The organism is Micrococcus luteus NCTC 2665 (assembly GCF_000023205.1).
Lineage (GTDB): Bacteria > Actinomycetota > Actinomycetes > Actinomycetales > Micrococcaceae > Micrococcus > Micrococcus luteus.
The window spans coordinates 428,765-450,807 of sequence record NC_012803.1 but is presented as its reverse complement, the minus strand read 5'-3'; the positions used below and the strand labels follow the sequence as shown (position 1 = coordinate 450,807).

17 protein-coding genes and 2 tRNA genes are annotated in these 22,043 nt (G+C 74.8%); 7 read left to right on the top strand and 12 right to left on the bottom strand.

The genetic code is table 11. From position 1 onward, the window contains the following. From MLUT_RS13610 to MLUT_RS13600, 3 genes are all read left to right on the top strand, one after another. The gene (locus MLUT_RS13610) at positions 1-1,806 is read left to right on the top strand and encodes a sensor histidine kinase (protein WP_010079418.1); all 1,806 of its coding nucleotides are present in this window, start codon (positions 1-3) and stop codon (positions 1,804-1,806) included. A gap of 55 nt (positions 1,807-1,861) precedes the next feature. Then, on the top strand, positions 1,862-2,152 hold the full coding sequence (locus MLUT_RS13605) for a WXG100 family type VII secretion target (protein WP_010079419.1): 291 nt from the start codon (positions 1,862-1,864) through the stop codon (positions 2,150-2,152). A gap of 67 nt (positions 2,153-2,219) precedes the next feature. Beyond that, positions 2,220-3,152: a DUF4031 domain-containing protein gene (locus MLUT_RS13600; protein ID WP_010079420.1), complete on the top strand. Its 933-nt coding sequence runs from the start codon at positions 2,220-2,222 to the stop codon at positions 3,150-3,152. A gap of 110 nt (positions 3,153-3,262) precedes the next feature. Here the strand turns inward: MLUT_RS13600 and groL are convergent, their stop codons facing one another. From groL to MLUT_RS13585, 3 genes are all read right to left on the bottom strand, one after another. Further along, a complete protein-coding gene (groL, locus tag MLUT_RS13595) occupies positions 3,263-4,903 on the bottom strand; it encodes a chaperonin GroEL (protein WP_010079421.1) in 1,641 nt (546 codons plus the stop codon). 319 nt (positions 4,904-5,222) lie between these two features. Continuing rightward, complete coding sequence (locus MLUT_RS13590; protein WP_012750748.1) at positions 5,223-6,227, bottom strand: LytR C-terminal domain-containing protein; 1,005 nt, start codon at positions 6,225-6,227, stop codon at positions 5,223-5,225. A 3-nt stretch (positions 6,228-6,230) separates the two neighbouring features. Beyond that, complete coding sequence (locus MLUT_RS13585; RefSeq protein ID WP_111763573.1) at positions 6,231-6,575, bottom strand: DUF3263 domain-containing protein; 345 nt, start codon at positions 6,573-6,575, stop codon at positions 6,231-6,233. 36 nt (positions 6,576-6,611) lie between these two features. Here MLUT_RS13585 and MLUT_RS13580 point away from each other — a divergent pair, with 36 nt between their 5' ends. After that, the gene (locus MLUT_RS13580) at positions 6,612-7,289 is read left to right on the top strand and encodes a uracil-DNA glycosylase (protein WP_010079425.1); all 678 of its coding nucleotides are present in this window, start codon (positions 6,612-6,614) and stop codon (positions 7,287-7,289) included. Positions 7,290-7,302: 13 nt separating this feature from the next. Here the strand turns inward: MLUT_RS13580 and MLUT_RS13575 are convergent, their stop codons facing one another. From MLUT_RS13575 to MLUT_RS13555, 5 genes are all read right to left on the bottom strand, one after another. Beyond that, a complete protein-coding gene (locus MLUT_RS13575; protein ID WP_010079426.1) occupies positions 7,303-9,207 on the bottom strand; it encodes a threonine/serine exporter family protein in 1,905 nt (634 codons plus the stop codon). Positions 9,208-9,370: 163 nt separating this feature from the next. Then, a tRNA-Val gene (locus MLUT_RS13570) sits at positions 9,371-9,447 on the bottom strand. A 118-nt stretch (positions 9,448-9,565) separates the two neighbouring features. Then, positions 9,566-11,491, bottom strand: a complete 1,926-nt coding sequence (locus MLUT_RS13565; protein ID WP_010079427.1) for a S8 family peptidase — start codon at positions 11,489-11,491, stop codon at positions 9,566-9,568. Between the two features lie 275 nt (positions 11,492-11,766). Next, positions 11,767-11,843 (bottom strand) — tRNA-Thr (locus tag MLUT_RS13560). Between the two features lie 110 nt (positions 11,844-11,953). After that, positions 11,954-12,826, bottom strand: a complete 873-nt coding sequence (locus MLUT_RS13555) for a thioredoxin domain-containing protein (RefSeq protein WP_010079428.1) — start codon at positions 12,824-12,826, stop codon at positions 11,954-11,956. A gap of 107 nt (positions 12,827-12,933) precedes the next feature. On the opposite strand from MLUT_RS13555, the gene MLUT_RS13550 reads away from it, so the two are divergent. Next, on the top strand, positions 12,934-14,235 hold the full coding sequence (locus MLUT_RS13550; protein WP_012750746.1) for a DUF4032 domain-containing protein: 1,302 nt from the start codon (positions 12,934-12,936) through the stop codon (positions 14,233-14,235). Positions 14,236-14,248: 13 nt separating this feature from the next. Here the strand turns inward: MLUT_RS13550 and treZ are convergent, their stop codons facing one another. The 4 genes from treZ to MLUT_RS13530 form a co-directional block, all read right to left on the bottom strand. After that, positions 14,249-16,240 (bottom strand): malto-oligosyltrehalose trehalohydrolase, encoded by a 1,992-nt coding sequence (gene treZ / locus MLUT_RS13545; protein WP_010079430.1) that lies wholly within the window; start codon positions 16,238-16,240, stop codon positions 14,249-14,251. Continuing rightward, a complete protein-coding gene (treY, locus tag MLUT_RS13540; protein ID WP_012750745.1) occupies positions 16,237-18,711 on the bottom strand; it encodes a malto-oligosyltrehalose synthase in 2,475 nt (824 codons plus the stop codon). Before treY ends, treZ begins: the two co-directional genes overlap by 4 nt. Positions 18,712-18,773: 62 nt before the next feature. Further along, on the bottom strand, positions 18,774-19,259 hold the full coding sequence (locus MLUT_RS13535; protein WP_010079432.1) for a hypothetical protein: 486 nt from the start codon (positions 19,257-19,259) through the stop codon (positions 18,774-18,776). A 36-nt stretch (positions 19,260-19,295) separates the two neighbouring features. Continuing rightward, positions 19,296-20,339, bottom strand: a complete 1,044-nt coding sequence (locus tag MLUT_RS13530) for an aldo/keto reductase (RefSeq protein ID WP_010079433.1) — start codon at positions 20,337-20,339, stop codon at positions 19,296-19,298. 65 nt (positions 20,340-20,404) lie between these two features. Here MLUT_RS13530 and MLUT_RS13525 point away from each other — a divergent pair, with 65 nt between their 5' ends. Beyond that, a complete protein-coding gene (locus MLUT_RS13525) occupies positions 20,405-21,307 on the top strand; it encodes a fumarylacetoacetate hydrolase family protein (protein WP_002855103.1) in 903 nt (300 codons plus the stop codon). Next, complete coding sequence (locus tag MLUT_RS13520) at positions 21,294-22,037, top strand: NADPH-dependent F420 reductase (RefSeq protein WP_010079434.1); 744 nt, start codon at positions 21,294-21,296, stop codon at positions 22,035-22,037. The genes MLUT_RS13525 and MLUT_RS13520 overlap by 14 nt, the downstream gene beginning before the upstream one ends. Positions 22,038-22,043: the final 6 nt, after the last annotated feature.

Here is a 22,043-nt window from a genome sequence, read left to right as displayed (position 1 = left end):
GTGCGTGCGCGGCTCGACGCCGCGGCGGCCCACGTCCGCCATCCGCGCGCCTGGCTGAGGGGCACGTGGCAGGGGCAGTCCCTGCGCACCAAGCTGGTCGTGATGATCGCGGCGCTCATGCTGGCCCTGGTCGCCGTCACCGCCGTGGCGACCGCGGTGCTGTTCCGCCAGGAGGCGGTGCGCCAGCTGGACGAGGACATGGCCGCCAACCGGGACACCGTCTCGATGTACCTGGCCAACGTCGCCCAGACCGGCGAGTACTACATGCCGCAGCTGCCCATCCTGCGCTTCTACGGCGTCGTGTGGGACAACGAGGGCGCGCGGGTCGTCCAGACCCCGGTGATGCCGGGTGCGGACGAGCCGGCCCTGCCGGACATCACCCCGGCCGAGGCCCTGGAGCGCGGCTCCGCCTCCTTCGAGGTGCCCGGCACACAGCCGGACTCGAGCGGCTGGCGCGTGCAGCTGTACGGGCTCAGCAGCGGCGACGGCACCATGGCCGTGGCCCTTCCCCTGCAGAGCGTGACCTCCTCCGTCGAGCGCGTCACCTCGATCGTCGTGACCATCGGCCTGCTCGCGACGGCGGGCACCGTGATCGTGGCCAACCTGGCGGTCCAGCGCGCGTTCCGCACCCTGAACCGCGTGGAGCGCACCGCCGCCAAGATCGCCGCCGGCGACCTGAGCCAGCGCGTGGAGAGCGCGGCGCCCGACACCGAGGTGGGCCGGCTCTCCCGCTCTCTCAACGCGATGCTCGCGCACATCGAGTCCGCGTTCCGGGACAAGGAGATCTCCGAGGACAAGATGCGCCGCTTCGTGCAGGACGCCTCCCACGAGCTGCGCACGCCCCTGGTCACCATCCGCGGGTTCTCCGAGCTGTACCGGCACGGCGGGCTGCGCGAGGAGGAGGACGTCGCCGCCGCCATGCAGCGCATCGAGTCCGAGGCCACCCGCATGACCCGCCTCGTGGAGGACCTGCTCACCCTGGCCCGTCTCGACGAGCAGCGCCCCCTCGAGCACGCCCCGGTGGACCTGCTCATCCTCGCGATGGACTCCCTGATGGACGCGTCCGTGAACGCCCCGGACCGCAAGGTCACCCTCGTGGGCCCCGACGACGACCGGGCGGCCCCGGCGCCCATCCTCGGCGACGAGAACCGGATGCGCCAGGTGGTCGTGAACCTCATGACCAACGCCCTGCGCTACACCCCCGCCGGCACCCCCATCGAGATCGCGGTCGGCACCGTCGACCACCTCGGCGGCCAGGCGGGGGCGGACGGTGCGGGCCGCAGCTCCGTGATCGAGATCCGTGACCACGGGGCGGGCGTGTCCGAGGAGGACCGTGCCCGCATCTTCGAGCGGTTCTACCGCGCGGACACCTCCCGGCACCGCGAGACGGGCGGCACGGGGCTCGGCCTGGCCATCGTCGCGGCGATCGTGGCCCAGCACGGCGGCTCCGTCCGACTGCTGGAGACCGAGGGCGGCGGCGCCACCTTCTCCGTCCACCTGCCGTGGGCACCGTTCGAGGACGAGGCGGACGAGGACGTCGAGGACGAGCGCCTGCCCGCACGGGACACCGACGACGACGCGGCCGGTCCGCCCACCGGCCCCCTCGCCCTGGCCGCGCCGTCGGGCGCCGGCGCCAGCGCCGCGGACGCCGCCCGGAGCAGCCGCCTGCTGCGTGCGGCGGAGCGGTTCCGTCGCGCCTCGGCCGAGCGCCGCCGTCGGGCGTCTGCTCCTGCACAGGCGCCTCAGGCCGACCCCCCGTCCCCAGGCGAGGACGACCCGGCGGCGGAGCGGGACGCCCGTCCCTAGCGTGGTGCCCGGCGGCACCCGCCGCCCATCAGCACTCGTCAGAGGGGACAGTCACATGAGCATCGTGCAGATCGACGTCGAGGACCTGCGGGCCAAGAGCGGGGCGGTGGAGGGCTCCATCGGACGCCTCCAGGCGGAGGTGAGCACCATGGAGGCCAACCTGCGCCAGCTGCAGGACACCTGGCGCGGCCAGGCGGCCGCGAACTTCCAGGGCGTGCTCACCGAGTGGCGCGCCACCCAGCAGCGCGTGGAGGAGTCCCTGGCGGGCATCCGCCGCGCGATGGACGCCGCCGCCACCCAGTACCAGGACGCGGAGACCGCCAACGCCGCGATGTTCCGGTTCTGAGCGCCCGGAACGGACCGGGGCGCGGCCGGCCGGCCGCGCCCCGGTCCGTGCTTCCTAGAGTGGAGGCATGACCGTCCTGATCGACCCGCCCGCGTGGCCCGCCCACGGCACCGTGTTCTCCCACCTCGTCTCCGACGCCTCCCTCGAGGAGCTCCACGCGTTCGCGCGGGCAGCAGGGCTCTCGGAGCGGGCCTTCGACCGGGACCACTACGACGTGCCCGCGCACCGACGTGCCGAGCTCGTGGCCCGCGGGGCGGTGCCCGTCACCGGACGGGAGCTGGTGCGTCGGCTCGCCGCCTCGGGGCTGCGCGTGCCCGCCCGGAGCCGCGCCGAGAAGCGGGACGTCGTCCTCGCCCGGCGCTGGGCGCGGCTGTTCGAGGGCACGGCGGCGAGCCCGGATGCGGTGACGACGGCGGGACGCGACCTGCTGGCCCGCTGGGCGGAGCCGCATCGGCACTACCACGACCCGGCCCACCTGCTCGCGGTGCTCGAGTCCGTGGACCTGCTCGAGCGGGCGGGGGCGGAGACCGGGCCGGATCCGCGTGCGGTCCGCCTGGCCGCGTGGTTCCACGACGCCGTCTACGCCGGGGACCCCACCGCGCCCGCCGGCCAGGACGAGGCGGACTCGGCCGCCCTGGCCCGGGACGTGCTCACCGATCCGCGGCTGGCCGTGCCGGCCGACGTCGTCGACGAGGTGGCACGCCTCGTGCTGCTCACCGCCGCCCACGACCCCGCCCCGCACGACGCGGCCGGGGCGGTGCTCTCGGACGCGGACCTCGAGGTCCTCGGCCGCTCCCCCGAGGCCTACGCCCGCTACGTGGCCGCGGTGCGGCGGGACTACGCGCACGTGTGCGACGCGGACTGGGCCCGCGGTCGCGGCGCGGTGCTGGACGCCCTGCTGGACGCCGGGCCGCTGTATCGGACCGCGCCCGGCCGAGCACGGTGGGAGGCCGCCGCCCGCCGCAACCTGGCGGCGGAACGAGCCGCGCTGTCGGCCTGAGCGGGGCGCCCCGGTGCCGGCCCCGGACGCGGCGAGGCCCGCCTCCCCGGACGGGGAGACGGGCCTCGCTGGCTGGGCGCCCGAACGGGCCGGGCCGGCTCAGCGGCTGATCACATCATGCCGCCCATGCCGCCCATGCCGCCCATCGGGTCCATGCCCTCGGCGCCGGCGGCGGCCTTCTCGGGCTTGTCCGCGACGACGGCCTCGGTGGTCAGGAACAGGCCCGCGATGGACGCGGCGTTCTGCAGGGCCGAGCGGGTCACCTTCACCGGGTCGTTGATGCCGGCGGCCAGCAGGTCCTCGTACTCGCCGGTGGCGGCGTTCAGGCCGTGGCCGTCGTCGAGGGTCTTGACCTTGTCCGCCACGACGCCGGGCTCCAGGCCGGCGTTGAAGGCGATCTGCTTCAGCGGGGCCTCGATGGCGACCTTCACGATGTTCGCGCCGGTGGCCTCGTCGCCCTCGAGCTGCAGGCCGCCGAATGCCTTGGCGCCGGCCTGGATCAGGGCCACGCCGCCGCCGGCGACGATGCCCTCCTCCACGGCGGCCTTGGCGTTGCGCACGGCGTCCTCGATGCGGTGCTTACGCTCCTTGAGCTCCACCTCGGTGGCCGCGCCGGCCTTGATGACGGCCACGCCGCCGGCCAGCTTGGCGAGGCGCTCCTGCAGCTTCTCGCGATCGTAGTCCGAGTCGGTGTTCTCGATCTCGGAGCGGATCTGGGCCACGCGGCCGGCGATCTGCTCGGCGTCGCCGCCACCCTCCACGATGGTGGTCTCGTCCTTGGTGACGACCACCTTGCGGGCGGTGCCCAGCAGGTCGAGGGTCGCGTTCTCCAGGGACAGGCCCACCTCGGAGGAGATGACCTGGCCGCCGGTGAGGATGGCGATGTCGGCGAGCATGGCCTTGCGGCGGTCACCGAAGCCCGGGGCCTTCACGGCCACGGACTTGAAGGTGCCGCGGATCTTGTTGACCACGAGGGTGGCCAGGGCCTCGCCCTCGACGTCTTCGGCGATGATCAGCAGCGGCTTGCCCGACTGCATGACCTTCTCGAGGATCGCCACCATGTCCTTCACGGAGGAGATCTTCGAGTTGACGATGAGGATGTAGGGATCCTCGAGGACGGCCTCCTGGCGGTCCGCGTCGGTCACGAAGTAACCGGAGATGTAACCCTTGTCGAAGCGCATGCCCTCGGTGAGCTCGAGCTCGAGGCCGAAGGTGTTGGACTCCTCGACGGTGATGACGCCCTCCTTGCCGACCTTGTCCAGGGCCTCGGCGATGAGGGAGCCGATCTGCTTGTCCGCGGCGGAGATCGAGGCGGTGGCCGCGATCTGGTCCTTGGTCTCGATCTCGCGGGCGGCGGAGAGCAGCTCGGAGGTGACGGCCTCCACGGCCTTCTCGATGCCGCGCTTCAGGGACAGCGGGTCGGCGCCCGCAGCCACGTTGCGCAGGCCTTCGCGGACCAGCGCCTGGGCCAGCACGGTGGCGGTGGTGGTGCCGTCGCCGGCGACGTCGTCGGTCTTCTTGGCGACCTCCTTGACGAGCTCCGCGCCGATCTTCTCGTACGGGTCCTCGAGCTCGATCTCCTTGGCGATGGAGACGCCGTCGTTGGTGATGGTGGGGGCGCCCCACTTCTTCTCCAGCACCACGTTGCGGCCGCGGGGGCCGAGGGTCACCTTCACGGCGTCGGCCAGGGTGTTCAGACCCTTCTCCAGGCCGCGGCGGGCCTCTTCGTCGAATGCGATGGTCTTGGCCATGTGCAGGTCCTTTCTGGACGTCGGCTTCCTACTGCTGGTGGCTGACCCGCGCCGGTGCCCGCGACGGACGGCCCCTGGGGGCCTCACCGGTGGACAGGTCCTCCTCCACGGCGCCGGGCCGACCGGAGTACGGCTGGCAGTCGCGCCTTCGGAGTGCTAACCCCATTATGAGCACTCGCACCGGGAGAGTGCAAAGGGTCCGCGGTGCGGGAGCCCGCTCTTCCGCGGACGGCGGACGGCCCCCGGCAGCACGCCTCGGGAGGCGCCCCGCCGGGGGCCGTGAGCGGTGCGCGGCCGGCACGGCCGCGCGACGGGCGGATCAGCCGGTGACGACCACCGCGACGCCGTTCACCTGCAGGTTCGGGGTCTGCATGACCGGGAAGCCGAGCTCCTTGCCGACCGCCTCGGCGGCGGCCTTGTTGGCCGAGCCGTTGTACAGGACGGTGGAGGACTGGATGCCGTAGCCGCTCCAGTTCTTCGCGTCCACCGAGGTGTAGCCGGCGCTCCTGAGCCGCTGCGCGTAGGAGGCGGCGAGTCCCTGGGAGCGGGTCGCGTTGTACACGGTGACGTGGGTGCCGCGCACGGCCGAGGACTGTGCGGCCGCACGAGAGCTCGACGCGGCCGCGGACTGTGCGGCCGCACGAGAGCTCGACGCGGCCGCGGACTGTGCGGCCGCACGAGAGCTCGACGCGGCCGCGGCCTGCGAGCGCGAGGCCTCCGCCGCGGCGGCGGAACGGGACGCCTCGGCGGCCGAACGGGACGCGGCGGCGCGCGAGGACTCCGCCGCCTGGGCGGCCGCCGACCGAGACGCCTCGGCGGACTGCGCGGCGGCTGCGGAACGCGAGGCCTCCGCCGCCTGTGCCTCGGCGGCGGCACGGGACGACGCGGCAGCCTGGGACGACTCGGCGGCCTCGGCGGCGGCCGCCTCCTGCGCCGCCCGCGCGGACTCGGCCGCGGCCGCGGAACGGGACGCCTCCGCCGCGTCCTCGGACGGGGTGGCGGACTCGGTCGCGGATGCAGTCGACGCCGACGCGGAGGACGCCGAGGAGGACTCGGACGACGCCGACGTCGACGGCGCGGCAGCCGGGGCCGTCGTCGAGCTCTCGGCGGCGACGGGCTCGGAGCGGTCGCCGGTGAGCCACGGCAGGACGACGCCCACGAACAGGCCGGCGAGCAGGACGAGGCCGGCCACCCAGAGCAGCGGGCTCAGGCGGCGACCCCCGCCCGTGGCGGTCGCGCCGGCGACGGCGAAGGACTCGCGGTGCGCGCCGCGCTGGTCCGTGTACTCGGGGACCTCGTCGAAGCGGTCGGGCTGGTAGGCCATGGGTCAGTTCTCCTGGCGGGAAGCGGGCGTGGACGGCGCCGGATCCGCGGGCCCCCTCCGGGCCCGGCTGCGGGTGCCGCGCTTGCGCAGCAGCCGCGTGACCAGCAGGGGTCGGTAGGCCAGGGCGGCCTCACGGTCCAGCAATCCGTTCAACACCTGATAATAGGCGGTCGGAGACAGCCCCAGACGCTCTCGGACGGCGTGGCCCTTGGCCCCGCCGTACCGCCAGGTGGCGGCCTCCAGGTCCAGGACCGCACGCTCCAGGTCCGTCAGCTCGTCCCGCCGCGCCCGCGCGCAGGCACCCTCGTCCGGGGCCGGATCGGGCGAGACGGGCGTGGGGTGGGACATGGCGGCCACTGTACCCACCCGGTCTACCCTCGGGGCATGGAGTTCATCGCGCCCCTGGATCCGGGCTGGGAGGCGGCCCTCGCCCCGCAGGCCGCCGCGTTCGAGCAGGTCGGCGAGCGGCTGCGGGCCCGCCGGGCGGCCGGAGAGCAGGTGCTGCCCGCACCGGAGCACATCCTGCGGGCGTTCCGCCAGCCGTTCGCGGACGTCCGCGTCCTCGTGCTGGGCCAGGACCCCTACCCGACGCCGGGCCATCCGATCGGCCTGAGCTTCGCGGTGGACCGCCACGTGCGGCCGCTGCCCCGCTCCCTGGCCAACATCCACCGGGAGATGCACGACGACCTCGGCATCACCCCGCCCGCCCACGGCGACCTCTCCGCGTGGACGGACCAGGGCGTGCTGCTGCTGAACCGCGCCCTCAGTGTGCGGGCCGGCGCACCCGGCAGCCACCGCGGCCTCGGCTGGGAGCAGATCACAGAGGGCGCGGTGCGGGCCCTCTGCGCGCGCGGCACCCCGCTCGTGGGGCTGCTGTGGGGAGCCGACGCGCGGCGCATGGCGCCGCTGCTGACGGCGGCGGGGGCCGGCGTCGTGGAGTCCCCGCATCCCTCGCCCCTGAGCGCCCACCGCGGGTTCTTCGGCTCCCGGCCGTTCAGCCGGGTGAACCGGCTCCTCGAGGCGGCCGGCGCGGCCCCGGTGGACTGGCGCCTGCCCGACTGAGCCGGGCCGCCGGTCAGCCGCGCTGATGCATCACGAACTCGGTGGGCAGCAGCGTGCCCATCCGGTCGGTGATCGGCTTGGCCAGGGTGTTGCCGAAGGCGACGCCGGCCGCGATCGCCACGACGATGACCGCGGCGTTGAACAGTCCCTCGACGCCCAGCAGCGTGGCCCCGGTCTCCACGGTGAACCCGTAGACGGACCGGAACATGGTGAGGCCGGGAAGCAGGAACAGCATGGACGGTAGGACGATCACGAGCGCCGGGGCCGCGAGCCGCTGGGCCACCAGGCGGCCGAGGAACCCGACCGCCACCGCGGCGACCGCGGGCACCAGCCGGTCGCTGACCCCGACCTGCTGCGCGGCCAGGTACGCGCCGAAGCCGGCCCCGGACACGAGACCGCAGGCCAGGATCTGCGGCCACCGCGACTGCTCCACCACCGCGTCCGCCATGCCCGCGGCCATCACGAGGCCCAGCAGCAGCAGCGGCGGATAGCTCAGCGTCCCCGCCTCGGCCAGGTCCAGCTGTTCGAATCCCACGAGATCCCCGATGCCCACGGCGATCATGATCCCGGCCATCACCCCGGCGAACACGAGCAGCGCGGAGAGGAAGCGGCCCGCGGCGGTCACCGGGAAGCCGTGGATGGCGTCCTGCACCGCGGTGACGAACCTCGCCGTGGGCAGGAGCATCATGATGCCGCCGGCGATCACCAGCGCCGGGTTGACCGGCAGGTCGAGGGCGTAGGCCATCAGCGCGATCACCGTGGCCGTGATCGCCCCGAACATGGTGGAGAAGATCTCCGGGAAGCGCGCCTTGTCCGCCTGGAGCTTGAGCCAGAAGACCAGCCAGGTGGAGACCATGCCCAGGGCCGCGCCCGTCCAGGTCCCCCCGATGAATGGCACGAAGCAGGCCACGAACACGCCGGAGAAGAGGATCTCGAAGACGGCGGGGAACGGCTTCGGCTGATGCCGGATCTCCACGAGCCGGCGCTGGGCCTCGGCCCGGTCCACCTTGCCCGCGGCGATCTCCTCGACGAGCCGGTGGACGGCCACGAGCCCCTCGAAGTTCACCGAAGACGAGCGGACCACCCGCTGGAGGGTGAACGGGGCCTCGCCGCGTGAGGAGTCGGGCGCGTAGTTCAGGGAGATGGACTGGTTGGTCAGGTCCACCTCGGTCTCGAGGATCCCGTAGGCCTGCGTGGCCACGATGATCGAGGTCTCCACGTCCAGCGAGGCCGCCCCGAAGCTGAACATGGTCTCGCCCAGCTTGAGGGCGAAGTCCAGGGTGGTGCGGGCCTCGAGGGCCTGCGCCTCCGCGCGACGCTGCTGCAGCGTGGAGCGCATGCGGCGCCCATACGGCGAGGAGTGCAGGCGGTCGGCCAGCACGAGCGCCTGCGTCGGCAGGTTCTCGACGAAGACCTCACGGGAGCGCCGGCCCCGCCGACGCCCGCGCTTCTCGGGCGGGCCCACGGGGACCACCGGGTCCGGGACGGTGATGTCCGGCGCGGGGATCACGTCCGGAGCGGGCAGGGCGCCGTCGGCGTCCGCGGGGGCCAGGACGGAGGTGGGCACCTGCTCGGACAGCGGCGGCTCGGTCAGGGGCGCGTCCGCGGCCGGTTCCGGCAGCGTCTCCGCCTCCGGCTCTGCCGGCTCCTCCGGCTCCGGCTCCGGATCGGCGGCGGCGGGGCGGACCACGGACGGCAGCGGTTCGGTCGGCTCGACGGCGACCGCGGCCGGGTGGGCCGACTCCGCCGGGTCGAGGTCGAGCACGCCGGGGCCCTCCGGGTCGAGCGCGAGGTCGCCGGCAGCGGCGGCATCCTCGGCGCCGGCCCGGCGCAGCACGGGGATGAGCGTGGGGACGGCCGGGGGCTCCGCGATGCGGGGGTCGAACCGCGCCGGCTCCTGGGTGCCCTCCTGCTCCATGCGGCTCACCCTCTCCTTCCGTGTGCGGGCGCTGGACGCGTCACGGCGGTGGGTCGAGCCCCGCCGACGCGTCCATCCAACCACGCCGGCGCCTCCCCCGCCGGGGCCGTCGGCGCCGCGGCCCGGGGACGCGAAAGGGCCCTCCCGGAGGAGGGCCCTGCTGTGGTGGATCTTACTGGACTCGAACCAGCGACCTCTCGCGTGTGAAGCGAACGCTCTAACCAACTGAGCTAAAGATCCGGGCGTCGCCCCATGGGGGTGACAACTCGAAGAACGATACCTCAGGTGGCACCGCCTGTCCACCCGGGCGACGACCGCCCCGCGCACGGCGGAGCGGCCGTCGAGGCCGGAGGGGAGGTCAGCGCGGGGTCACGGCGACCTCGTCGATGCGGAACGTCGTGGCCGCGGTGGAGTCCTCCGTGCCGCGGAAGCGCAGTGTCACGGTCGTGCCCGCGAAGCGGGACAGGTCCACGGTGTGCGTGGCGTAGCCGCCCCTGTCCAGGTTGGAGTGCGCGGCGACGGTGGACGTGCCCGTGGTGCCGCCCACGACCTGGACGTCCAGGCGGTCGTAGGCGCGGGAGGCGGTGGTCTCCGCGGTGTCCACCTGCAGCGCATAGGTCAGGGTGGCGCCGGAGGCCGGCACGGTGACCTTCTGCTCGACCGTCGCGGTGCTCCGGCGGCCCACGCCGTTCAGCTGGGCGAAGGCCTGACCCGAGGCGGCCTTGCCCGCGTCCGTGCGCGCGAAGCCGGCCGGGGTGCCGGTCCAGCCGGTGCTGCCGGACTCGAAGCCGCCGTTGACGATCGACGAGGCCGCGGGGGTCGGCTCGGGCTCCGTCTGGGCGCCGCCGAGGGAGGAGACCGCCGCGGTGGCGTCCGCCAGGCCGGCGCCGCAGCCCGCGGAGCAGGTCACCGGCATGGAGCGGGCCGTGGACGTGAGGGTGGATTCGACCTGGGCCGGGGTGAGGCTGGGCTTCGTGGCCAGCAGCAGACCGGCCAGGCCCGCGACGTGCGGGGTGGCCATCGAGGTGCCGTTGTAGGCGGCGTGGCCGGCCGTCGTCGGGGTGGTGGCGCCGTTGTTCACGGTCGAGATGATGTTCGCGCCCGGGGCGGTCACGTCCACGGCGGAGCCGTAGTTCGAGAACGAGGCGCGGGCGCCCTGCGAGGTGGAGGCAGCCACCACGATGGTGTTCCGGCAGTTGGCCGGGCGCACGTTGGCGGCGGGCTGGTTCTCGTTGCCCGCGGCCACGACGACGGGCACGCCGCGGGAGACGGCCGCGTTGATCGCGTTCTGGTAGGTGGTGCCGCACACGCCGGAGCCACCGAGGGACATGTTGATGACGTCCGCCGGGTTCGGGTTGGCCGGCACGCCCGCCACGGTGCCGCCGGCGGCCCACACGACCGCGTCGGCGATGTCGGACAGCGAGCCGCCGCACCTGCCGAGCACGCGGATCGGCTGGATCTTCGCGTTCGGCGCCACACCGACGACGCCCTGGGAGTCGGCCACGGCCGCGACGGTGCCCGCCACGTGGGAGCCGTGCCACGAGGAGTCGGAGGCGCCGGCGGTGCCGCACTCGCCGGCGGCGTACCAGTCGCCCTCGTCGCGCGGATTGGAGTCGCGGCCACCGCCGTCACGTGCCGCCGTGCTGTCGGAGATGAAGTCGTAGCCGGGCACGACGTTGCGGTCGAGATCCGGGTGGGAGGTGATGCCGGTGTCGATGACGGCCACGGTCGCACCGGAGCCCGTCGTGCGGTCCCACGTTCCGGGGACCCGCATGCCGTGGGTGCCGGTGAAGCCCCACTGCTGCGAGTAGAGGGCGTCCACGGGGCTCAGGCCGGTGGCGGTGAGGATCGCGTCCGGCTCCACGGCCTCGACCGCCCCGGAGGCCTTCAGGTCGGCCATGAACTTCGCGGACTCGGCCTGGTCCAGCTTGCGGTCCGCCGTGATCACGCGGGAGCCGAGCGCGGTCTCACGCAGCTCCTTCACGGAGACGCCGGCCTCCTTCGCGGCCTTGCCCCAGGCGTTCGCGCGGCCCTTCGCGTGGGCATTGGCGGCGGTTTCCTTGTAGGTGACGATGAAGGAGTCGTAGCCGTCTGCGTTCGGGTCCTCGGCCTGCGCCGCCGCCAGGGGTGAGGCGGCGGTCGGGCTCGCTGCCGGTGCGGCGGGGGCGCCGCCGGAGGGGGCCGCGAGCGCGGGGGACGAGGTCAGGGTCCCGCCGGCGAGGACGGCGCCGGCCACGAGGGCGCCGATGCGGCGGCGGGTGCTGCGGGGTGTGGAGGACTGCACGGGATCTCCTCGGAGTTCTGGGTCACCGGATGCGGGCGCCCGAGGGGCTCGGGCCAGGGTGACTGAGCTCACGGTAGGGTCACGATTCCGTCACGGCGAGGCCGCGGGCCGAAGTCTGGCGGATGGTCGAGGCATCTCTCGCGGTTCCGCCAGCCGGGCCGGGCGGATGGTCGGGGCGCGCACAGCGGCACCCCAGCGTCGGCCCGCGCCGGACACGACGACGGCGCCGCGCCCTCCCGGCGGAGGTGCGCGGCGCCGTCGGGCCCGCGGTGGGGTGGAGCCCCCTGCCGGATTCGAACCGGCGACCTGCTGTTTACAAGGCAGCTGCTCTGGCCAGCTGAGCTAAGGAGGCCTGCGGCCGGCGCCCGGGGGCGCCGCGGCCGACCCTCCCAGCGTACAAGGCCCGGGCGGACGACGCGGGGCGTCCCCGCGTGGGGACGCCCCGCGGACCTCGGCGCCGGGTCAGCCGGCGATCTTGGCGCCCGCCCAGTCGATGAAGGTCTTGTCCTCGCCGTCGAGCGCCCAGTTCTTCCCGTCCACGAACACGGTGGGGGTGCCGGCCACGCCGGCGGCGCGCGCCTGGCGGGTGGTGTACTCGACCGCGGAGCGGAACGTGCCGTCCTCGACGCAGGAGGCGATGTCCGCGCCGTGCTCCTGCGCGAGCTGCGTGAGCGCCGCGTTGTCCAGGCCCTTGCCCTGGTGCTCGTCGTAGGCGGCGAACAGGGCGGACACGAAGCCGTTGTAGGCCTCGGGCTTCTGGTCCGCCACGCAGTACGCGGCGTTGGCGGCGCGGGCCGAGTAGTTCTGGTTGTTCGGGGCGCTCAGGTAGTCCACCATCCGGTACTCGACCGTGACCTCGCCCTGCTCGAGCCACTGCTCGATCTGGTCCCCGTTGGTGGACTCGAAGTCCGCGCAGTGCACGCAGTTGAAGTCCTCGTAGAGCACGATCCGCGTCGGCTCACCGTCACCACGGGCCTCGGTGTTCGGCAGGGTCTCGGGCTGAGAGCTCGCGGCCTGCTTCGGCACCTCGATCTTCGAGGGGTCGACCTCGCGTTCTCCCGCGCCCTCCGCCAGGTCCGTGGCCGAGGTCAACTCGATGCCGCCCTGCTCGTTCGCCACGGCGGGGATGGGGCCGGCGGCCGCGGCGTCGTCGCCGTTGCGGTTGAGCACGAACGCGACGACGAGGCCGATCACGAGCACCACCGCGAGGACCGAGCCCCAGATGACGCCGGTGCGGCGGCGACTGTCCTTCCTGCGCTGCTCCTCCTGGATCTGGCGGGCACGCGCACGAGCGTCCGTCGCCGAGGTGTGCGAGCCTGACGTGTTCCGGGCCAAGGGTCCTCCTCGTGGGGCAGTCGGTCCGGGTCGAGCACCGGAGCCGGCGGGCAGCGGGCGCGCCGCGCCAGGCGAGCATAGCGGCCCTGTCTGAAAGGATCGTGACCATGGACACCGCCGAGACCCCCTCCCCCGTCGATCGACTGACCATCACGGGCGCCCCGTCGGGGGACGCGACCGAGGACCCGGCGACGTCTCTGCTCGCCCTGCCCTGGGCGCTCCCCCTCGAGACGTGGCCGCGTGAGGTGCTGGCGGCCCTGCCGCGGGGCATCTCCCGTCACGTGGTGCGCTTCGCCCGGATGGGCGGGGGCATCGTGGCGGTGAAGGAGACCACTGAAGAACTCGCGTTCCACGAGTACCGGCTGCTGCGCCGGCTCGAGCGGAGCCCGGCGCCGTCGGTGGTGCCGGTGGCCGTGGTCACCGGACGCACGGAGGACGACGGCACGCCCCTGCCCGCCGCCCTCGTGACCCGGCACCTGCGCTTCTCCCTGCCGTACCGCGCCGTGTTCTCGGAGCGCCTCGAGCGCCGCACCCTCGTGCGCCTTATGGACGCGCTGGCGACGCTGCTCGTGGAACTGCACCTCGAGGGGTTCTTCTGGGGTGACGTCTCCCTGTCCAACGTCCTGTTCCGGCGGGACGCGGGCGGGTTCGCCGCTCACCTGGTGGACGCCGAGACAGGCGAGCTGCGGGAGCGGCTGTCCAACGGCCAGCGCGAGCACGACCTGGACGTGGCCGCCGTGAACGTGGGCGGTGAGCTGCTGGACCTGCAGGCCAGCGGGCTGCTGGACCCGGAGGTGGACCCCGTCACCACGCCGGACCTGCTCGTGGCGTCCTACCGGCGGCTGTGGGACGAGCTGACCGGGCCCCTGCTGTTCCCCCGCGCCGAGCCGTGGCGCCTGGACCGCCGCGTCCGCCGCCTGCAGGAGCTCGGCTTCGAGCTGGCCGAGTACTCACTGCGCGCCGCCGACGCCCCCGGGATGATGATCGCCCGACCCGTCGAGATCCACGCGGGCTACCACCGCCGTCGGCTGACCCGCCTCACGGGACTCGAAGTCCAGGAGAACCAGGCCCGGCGGCTGCTCGTCGACATCGAGGCCGCCCGCCGGGAGTGGGACCCGTACATGGACATCGAGGCTGCGGCGCACCGCTGGGTGGTGGAGGTGTTCGACCCCGTGGTCCGCTCGGTGCCCCTTGAGCTGCGGGCCAAGCTCGAGCCCGCCGAGGTGATGCACCAGCTCCTCGAGCACCGCTGGTACCTCTCCGAGGCCCGCGGCCAGGCCGTGCCCCTGCAGGAGGCGGTGGACTCCTACGTGGACACGGTGCTGCGGGCCCGCCGCGACGAGGACGCGGTGGCACTGCACCCCACGACCACCATGCTGCTCGCCGTCCCGCCCGCGGACGCGGACTGACGCCGGACGCGGCTCAGCGGCGCAGGAGCAGGAAGCCGGGGGCCGGGACCGCCGCCGGCACCGTGCCGGGGCCGAGCGGGCCGTGGTCGCCGTGGCCGGCGAGCAGCTCCGCCCGCGTCAGGTCCGCGGGCACGGGCAGCGGCTCCGCGCCGAGGGCGACGAGCAGGACGACGTCGGCGTCCTCGCCGGCGCGGGTGAGGCGCACGTGGCGCCGGGCCGCGTCCACCTCGGCCCGGACGCGGTCGCGGCGAGGGTCGGTGAGCTGGGGCAGCGTGCGGCGCAGGCCGATCAGGGTGCGGTAGGCGGCGAGCACGCGCACCCCGCGGCCCTGGCCGTCCGCGCCGTCCGCGGCCTCCGCCCAGTCCAGCACCGCCGCGTCCCGCGTGGCGGGGTCCTGCGGGTCGGGGACGTCGGCCGGATCCCAGCCGTGGGCGGCGAACTCGCGGCGTCGGCCCTGCCGGACGGCGTCCCCGAGCTCGGGCTCGCGGAACGAGGTGAAGAACGGCCACGGCGTCGGGGCCGCGAACTCCTCGCCCATGAAGAGCATCGGCACGTGCGGGCCGGTCAGCAGCAGGGCGGCCTCGGCCGCGAGCGCACCCTCGGACAGGGCGGCAGCGGTGCGGTCGCCACCGGCGCGGTTGCCCACCTGGTCGTGGTTCTGGATGCTGGCCACCCACGCATGGTTCGGGACGGCGTCCGGCACGGGGCGCCCGTGGTCGCGGCCGCGGAAGGTGGAGCGAGTGCCGTCGTGGAAGTAGGTGCGCTCCATGACCTTGGCCACCGCCTCCAGCGGGGCGAAGTCCGCGTAGTAGCCGTGGGTCTCCCCCGTCGCGGCCACGTGCAGGGCGTGGTGGACATCGTCGTTCCAGGCCGCGGCGAGGCCGAGCCCGCCGGCGTGGCGGGGCAGCACCAGACGCGGGTCGTTGAGGTCCGACTCGGCCAGGAGGGGCACGGGTCGGCCGGCACGGGCCGCGATCCCGTCCGCGAGCGCGGCCATCTCCTCGAGCAGGTGCACGGCGCGGGTGTCCCGCAGGGCATGCACCGCGTCGAGGCGCAGCCCGTCCACACGCATCTCCTCGAGCCAGAAGCGGACGTTGTCCAGGACGAACCGGCGCACCTCGTCCGAGTCGGCGCCGTCCAGGTTCAGGCCGTCGCCCCAGCCGGTGCCGCCCGGGCCCAGATACGGCCCGAACACCGGCAGGTAGTTGCCGGAGGGGCCCAGGTGGTTGTGCACGACGTCCTGGACCACGCCGAGGCCGGCGGCGTGGGCGGCGGCCACGAAGCGGCGGTAGGCGGCGGGGCCGCCGTAGGACTCGTCCACGGCGAACCACGCCACCCCGTCGTAGCCCCAGTTCCGCGGCCCGGAGAAGGAGTTCACGGGCAACAGTTCGACGTGGGTGACCCCGAGGTCCGTCAGGTGCGGGAGGCGGGCGATGGCGGCGTCGAGGGTCCCCTCGGCCGTGAAGGTCCCCAGGTGCAGCTCGTACAGGACGGCACCGCGCAGGCCGCCGCCCTGGGGCGCGGCCGGATCGGACTCCACCCCGGGCGGCCCGGCCCAGCCCTCGTCCGGCCACGTGAAGACGCGGCCGGCGACGTCGCGGCGGGAGGGCCCGTGGACCGTGTCGGGCTGGCGGCGGGAGCGGGGGTCCGGCACGGGGTCCGCCCCGTCCACGCGGTAGCCGTAGCCGGGGTCGGCCGACGGCTGGGCGGCGTCGAGGCCGAGGGCGGCCAGCGGGTCCTCCGTGGGCGTCCACCAGCCTCCGGCGGCGGGGTCCATGGGCACGACGGCGGCGACGGGCCAGCGGTCCTCGGCGTCGTGCAGGGCGCCGGGCTCGGTGTCGACGAGGACGAGGTCGACGCTCTCGGCGTGCGGCGCCCACACGGCGTAGGGGACGGCGCGCGCGGCGTCGACAGCGGCCCGCTCCGCCGCGGCGGGGTCCACGGGATCGGAGCCGATCGGGTGCAGGCCCGGGGCGGGGGCGTCGACCGGACGGGGCTCGGTCACGGGGCGGTCCTCTCTCGGCGGTCGGACGGGGCGTGCGCCGGGACGAGCAGCGCGACGGGCAGGGTGCTGAGCAGTTCGTCGAGGCGCACGGCGCCGCGCGCGTCCGGGTGGACGGGGTGGCCGGTGACGGCGTCCTCCCACCGCCCGGCCGGCACGGTCAGGACGGTCTCGCCCCAGCCGCCCGCGGCCGCCAGGCGGACGGGCCAGCGGGTGGCCACGGCGAGCGCCCCGCCCCGGTCGAACGCGATCGCGTGCTCGGCGGCGGGGCCGGAGACGTCGAGGGGGCGGTGGCCGGTGAACAGCTCGGGCCGGTCGCGGCGGGTGCGCAGCACGCCGGCCACGACGGCCAGCTTGGCGGCGGCGGGGTCGTCGAGGCCGGGCGTGTGGCCGGCGTCGAGGCGGTCCAGCAGGTCGGCCCGGGCCGCGAAGTCCACGGGGCGGCGGTTGTCCGGGTCCACGAGGGTGGGGAAGGGCACCTCCGTGCCCTGGTAGACGTCGGGGACGCCGGGGGCGGCGAGCTGGACGAGCTTGTGGCCGAGCTGGACCACCAGGCCGGGCTCGGCGATGCGGTCCGCGACGGCCTGGAGCACACCCCGGGCAGGCCCCTCGGGGGAGGTGACGGCGGCGGCGAGCGCGGCGAGCCGGGCCTCGAACTCGGGGTCCTGGTCCGTCCAGGTGGTGGCCAGGGCCGCCTCGCGGGAGGCCTTCTGCAGGAAGCCGAGGATCCGCTCCTCCCCCGGCGCGGTGCCGTCCGTCGGCCAGACCCCCACGATGGACTCCCAGAGCAGCCGCTCCGCGTCGGGGTGGCCGAGCGGGTGGAGGCGCCTGAGCTCCGCGAGCTCGGCGGCCCAGCGGTCGGGCTCCTCGGCGAGCACGGCGATGCGGGCGCGCACGTCCTCGCCGCGCTTGGTGTCATGGGTGCTCAGGGTGGTCATGGCCGTCGGCCAGGCGGCCTGGCGCGCCTGCTGGGCGGCGTGGAAGTCGGCCAGGGACAGGGCGACGTGGGAGGGGTCTCCGCCGACCTCGTTCAGATTGGCCCACCGGGTGTACCGGTAGAAGGACCGGTCCTCGACGCCCTTGGCCATCACCATGCCGGAGGTCTGCTGGAACCGGCGGGCCACGGGCGAGTCCGGGTCGGTCAGCTCGGGCCGCAGGTCGCCGAGCACGTCGGCGAGGCCCGGCTCCGCCTCGGCCGCGTCCGCCAGCGCGCCCTCGAGCACGGCCAGGCCCACGGGCAGGTAGGTGCGGTACACGGGCAGGCGGGCCAGCACGGCGGCGAACGCGGCGGCCACGTCCTCGTCCGGGTGGGCACCGAGGGCGTGCACGGCGCGGACCTCCCGGACCAGCCGGGCGGTCTCGGCCGCGAGGGAGCCGGTGGCCACGTCGTGCTTGGCCCGCACCACGGCCTCGTCCCACTCCCGACGACGGCGCGCGTCCTCGGCCGCATCGCCCGCGGCGTCGGGGTGCATGAAGACGCGTTCGACCTCGCCGAGCGCGTCGTAGCCGGTGGTCCCGTCCACGGGCCAGTCCGCGGGCAGCGCCTCACCGGGCTCGAGGATCTTCTCCACCACGAGGTAGCCCTCCGGGAGCACGTGGGAGCGCAGGCGTCGCGCGTAGCCGGCCGGGTCCGCCAGGCCGTCCGGGTGGTCCACGCGCAGCCCGTCCACGAGCCCTTCGCGGACCCAGCGGGCGGGTTCGGCATGGACGGCGTCGAAGACCTCGGGCTCGTCCACCCGGACGCCCGCGAGCGTGGTGACGGTGAAGAAGCGGCGGTAGTTCAGCTCGGCGTCGCCGCGGCGCCAGCCGACCAGCCGGTAGTGCTGGCGCTCGTGCACGGCGCGGGCCAGGCGGGCCTGCTCCGCGGTCGGCTCCTTCGCCGGGTCCGCCTCCGCGAAGACCTCCGCGGCGCGCAGCCCGGTCTCCGCCTCGGCCGCCTCGAGCGATCCGGGGGCGAGGGGGTAGACGTTGTCCCAGTAGCGCAGGCGACCCTCGTCGACGACGAGACGGTTCAGCTCCGCGTCCGCGTCCCCGTCAGGACCGTCCCCCAGGACGGGGATGAGCAGAGACCCGCCGCCGGCCGCCCAGTCCACGTCGAACCACGCCGCATGCGCCGCCTCGGGACCGTGGGTGAGCACGTCCCACCACGCCGGATTGGCCTGGGGCGTGGCCACGCCCACGTGGTTCGGCACGATGTCGACGAGCACGCCCATGCCCGCCTCGTGCGCGGCGCGCGCGACCGCGTCCAGTCCCTCGGCCCCGCCGCGGGCGGCGTCCAGCCGCGTGGGGTCCACGACGTCGTACCCGTGGTCGGAGCCGGGCTCGGCCTCGAGCAGCGGCGAGAGGTAGAGCCAGTCCACGCCCAGGCGCCGCAGATAGGGCACGAGCCCGGCCACGGACTCCAGCGGCAGATCCGGGCTGACCTGGAGCCGGTAGGTGGACGCGGGGGCGGAACGGACGGTCGAGGTGCTCACGCGGCGACGCTAACAGAGGCCCCCGACGCGGCATCAGGCCCGGCGGACGGCGGCGGGCGCGGTCACGGGGCCGGACGCAGCGGCAGGTCCTCGTACTTCTCCGGCGGGTTGTGGAAGATGTCCTCGCCGACGAAGGGCTCGCCCGAGGGGTCGACCAGGACCATCTCGTCCCGCAGGACGGTTCCGTCCGGCTGGGTGAGGTCGATGATGAACCCCGTGCCGGACTGGCGGATGCGCTCGATCGAGGTGTAGCCGTACTTGGCCGTCAGGTTCTGACGCAGCGTGTCCAGCCCCGCCAGGTGCGTCCACACACCCACGCCGGCCAGCACGGCCGCGACCGCCAGCATCACGGCCCCCACCCGGCGCTGCAGCCGGGTGTTGTCCAGGACGTCCACCTCGGTGTTGCGTCCGTGCGCGTCAGCGTGCCGGCGGTGTCGGCGCTCACGCCAGATCCCGGCGGCCAGCAGGATGCCGCCGACGACGAGCGCGAGGGCGGCCGCCCAGTAGGCGAGCCAGGGGGTGAAGAGGTTGACGGGCTCGAAGGTCATGCCCCCAGTGTGACATCCCTCACGTCTGCGGGTCGCTCAGGGCAGGCCGGCGCCGCGTGCCGCGGTCCACAGGCGGTGCCACTGCGCGGAGTCCATCGCCTCGGCCGCGGCGGCCGCCTCGGCGCACGCGGCGACGCGCTCCGGGTCCTGGGTGCCGATCACGGGCCGCACGCCCCACGGCAGGCGCAGCAGCCAGGCGAGCACCACGACCTCCCGGCTGCCGCCCAGCTCCGTTGCCACCTCGCCGACGACGCCGGCCGCGCCGTCGTCACCGGAGCTGAACCGGCCCTGCCCCAGCGGCCCCCAGGCCTGCAGCTCGATCCCCTCCGCGGCGCACACCGGGCCGAGGCGCCCGGCGTCGGCGTCCGCGGGGGCATCCGGGTGGTTGGCGAGCACGACCGCCTCCACGAGGGTGCGGTGGTGCAGGCCGAGCTCGACCTGGACGCACGCCAGCCCGGTCCCGTCCGCCGCCTGGCTCTCGAGCTCGCGCTGGAACTCGAGTACGCGGCCCACGCCGAGGTTGGAGACACCCAGCTTGCCGACCAGGCCCGCCTCCCGTGCGTCGAGGAAGGCGCGCACGGTGTCGGCCACGGGCGTGAGGACGTCGGGCCGATGGATGATCAGGGTGTCCACGCGCTGCTCGCCGAGGCGGGCCAGCGAGCCCTCCAGCGAGGCGCGCACGTGCTCGGGCGAGGAGTCGTAGCGGGTCAGGCGCCGCCCGGCCGGGTCCGGCTCGCGCAGGACGATCCCGCACTTGGTCTGCACCTTCAGGGCGGAGCGCTCCTCGTAGGGCAGCTCGTGCAGCAGCCGGCCGACGGTCTCCTCGGAGCGGCCGGCCCCGTAGATGTCCGCGGTGTCCAGCAGGTCGACGCCGGCCTCGATCCCGGCGCGCAGGGCGCGGCGGGCGCGCTCCACGGCCGCCTCGGCCTGCGCCCCGCCCGCGGTCCCCTCCGGCCCCGCCCCCGGATCGGCGTCCGGGGGCGGCGGGGGAACGGACCCCCAGGCCATGGTCCCGAGGACGATCGGGGTGGCCGGGGTCGGGTCGGGCTCGAGCGGCGGATGCGTGGGGGCTGTGTTCATGGCCTCACCGTCTCACGTCCGCCCGCCCCGGGTCCGGACCCGCCGCCCTGTGATGGGATGGGTCCATGAAGCTCGCCACGTTCCGCCAGCCCGACTCCGACGCCGCCTACCCCGGCGCCACGTTCGCCGCGGTCATCACCTCCGTGCACCCCGAGGACCCCGAGGTCGCCGTGCGCGCCGTCGCCCTGCCGGACTGTCGCGACGTGGGCGAGTACCTCACCGCCACGCCGGAGGAGCAGCGGGAGATGGTGGAGGGCGCCCTCCGCGCGGCGCAGGCCGACCGGTCCCTCCTGCTGGACACCTCCGGCCTCGTCTACGACACGCTCGTGCCCTTCCCCACCAAGGTGTTCTGCGTGGGCCTGAACTACACGAACCACATCGACGAGACGGGCCTGGAGCGCCCTGAGCATCCGACGCTGTTCGCGAAGTTCCCGCAGTCCCTCACGGGTGCACTGGACCCGATCGAGGTCCCCGAGGAGGACCACCGGGTCGACTACGAGGGCGAGCTGTGCATCGTGGTCGGGGAGCCGGGCCGACGCATCGCCGTCGAGGACGCCCCGGAGCACATCGCGGGCTACGCGGTGGCCAACGACATCTCCATGCGCGGCTTCCAGGGCCGCACCTCCGAGTGGCTGCAGGGCAAGGTGTGGGAGGCCTCGACGCCCGTGGGTCCGTGGCTGGTCACCCCGGACGAGTTCCCGGCGGACGCGCGCGTCCTCACGCACGTCAACGGTGAGCTGCGTCAGGAGGACAGGGTCGCCGACGTCGTCTTCTCCCCCGCCGAGCTGGTCTCCTACGCCTCGCAGCTGATCACCCTGAACCCGGGTGACCTGATCCTGACCGGCACGCCCGCGGGGGTCGCCCTGGCCCGCCGGGACGCCGAGGGCCGCCGCCCGTGGCTGCGTCCCGACGACGTCGTCGAGGTGGAGATCACCGGGCTGGGACGCCAGCGCAATGAACTCGTCTGAGGCGGCGGCGCCGGCGGACGCCCTGCCCCGCGTCGTCGGCATCCTCGGTGCGGGGCGGGCGGGCACCGCGCTGGCACGGGCGATCGCGCGCATCCCCCGCCTCGCCCCGGGCACGGCCGGCCCGCGGGTGATGGTCGCGGGCACGCGGCGCCCCGCGGCGGTCCAGCGCCACCTGACGATCTACGCGCCCGAGGCCGGCGCCGTGTCGGCCGAGGACCTGGCGGCGGAGGCGGAGCTCGTCGTCGTGGCCGTGCCGCGCGAGGCGCTCGACGACGTCGACCCGCTCGCCCTCGCCGGGCCCGCCACGCGCGCCGTGGTGGACCTGACCAACACATGGGGGGACGAGCCGGTCCCGGCGTGGGTCGACGACGACGGCGCGCCGGGCACAGCCCGGATCGCCGCGCGCTGGGCCGCCGCGGGGCTGCGCGTGCCCGTCGTGCGCGCGTTCTCGGAGATCTCGCATCACGACCTCGGAGATGCCGGGCGTGCCACAGCCCCGCGCCGCGCCCTCGCGGTGGGCACCGAGCCGGCCGACGCGACGGCCGACCCGGCCGCGGTCGCCGCCGCGCGCGACACGGTGATCGCCCTCGTCACGGCGATGGGCTTCGACGCGGTCCCCTACACGGGCCTCGACCGGGCCGGCGTCCTCGAGCCGGGGGCGGCGGGGTTCGGCACCGCGCACGACGCCGGCCGGCTCGCCGTGCTGCTCGCCGACGCGTCCACCGGCTGAGGCGAC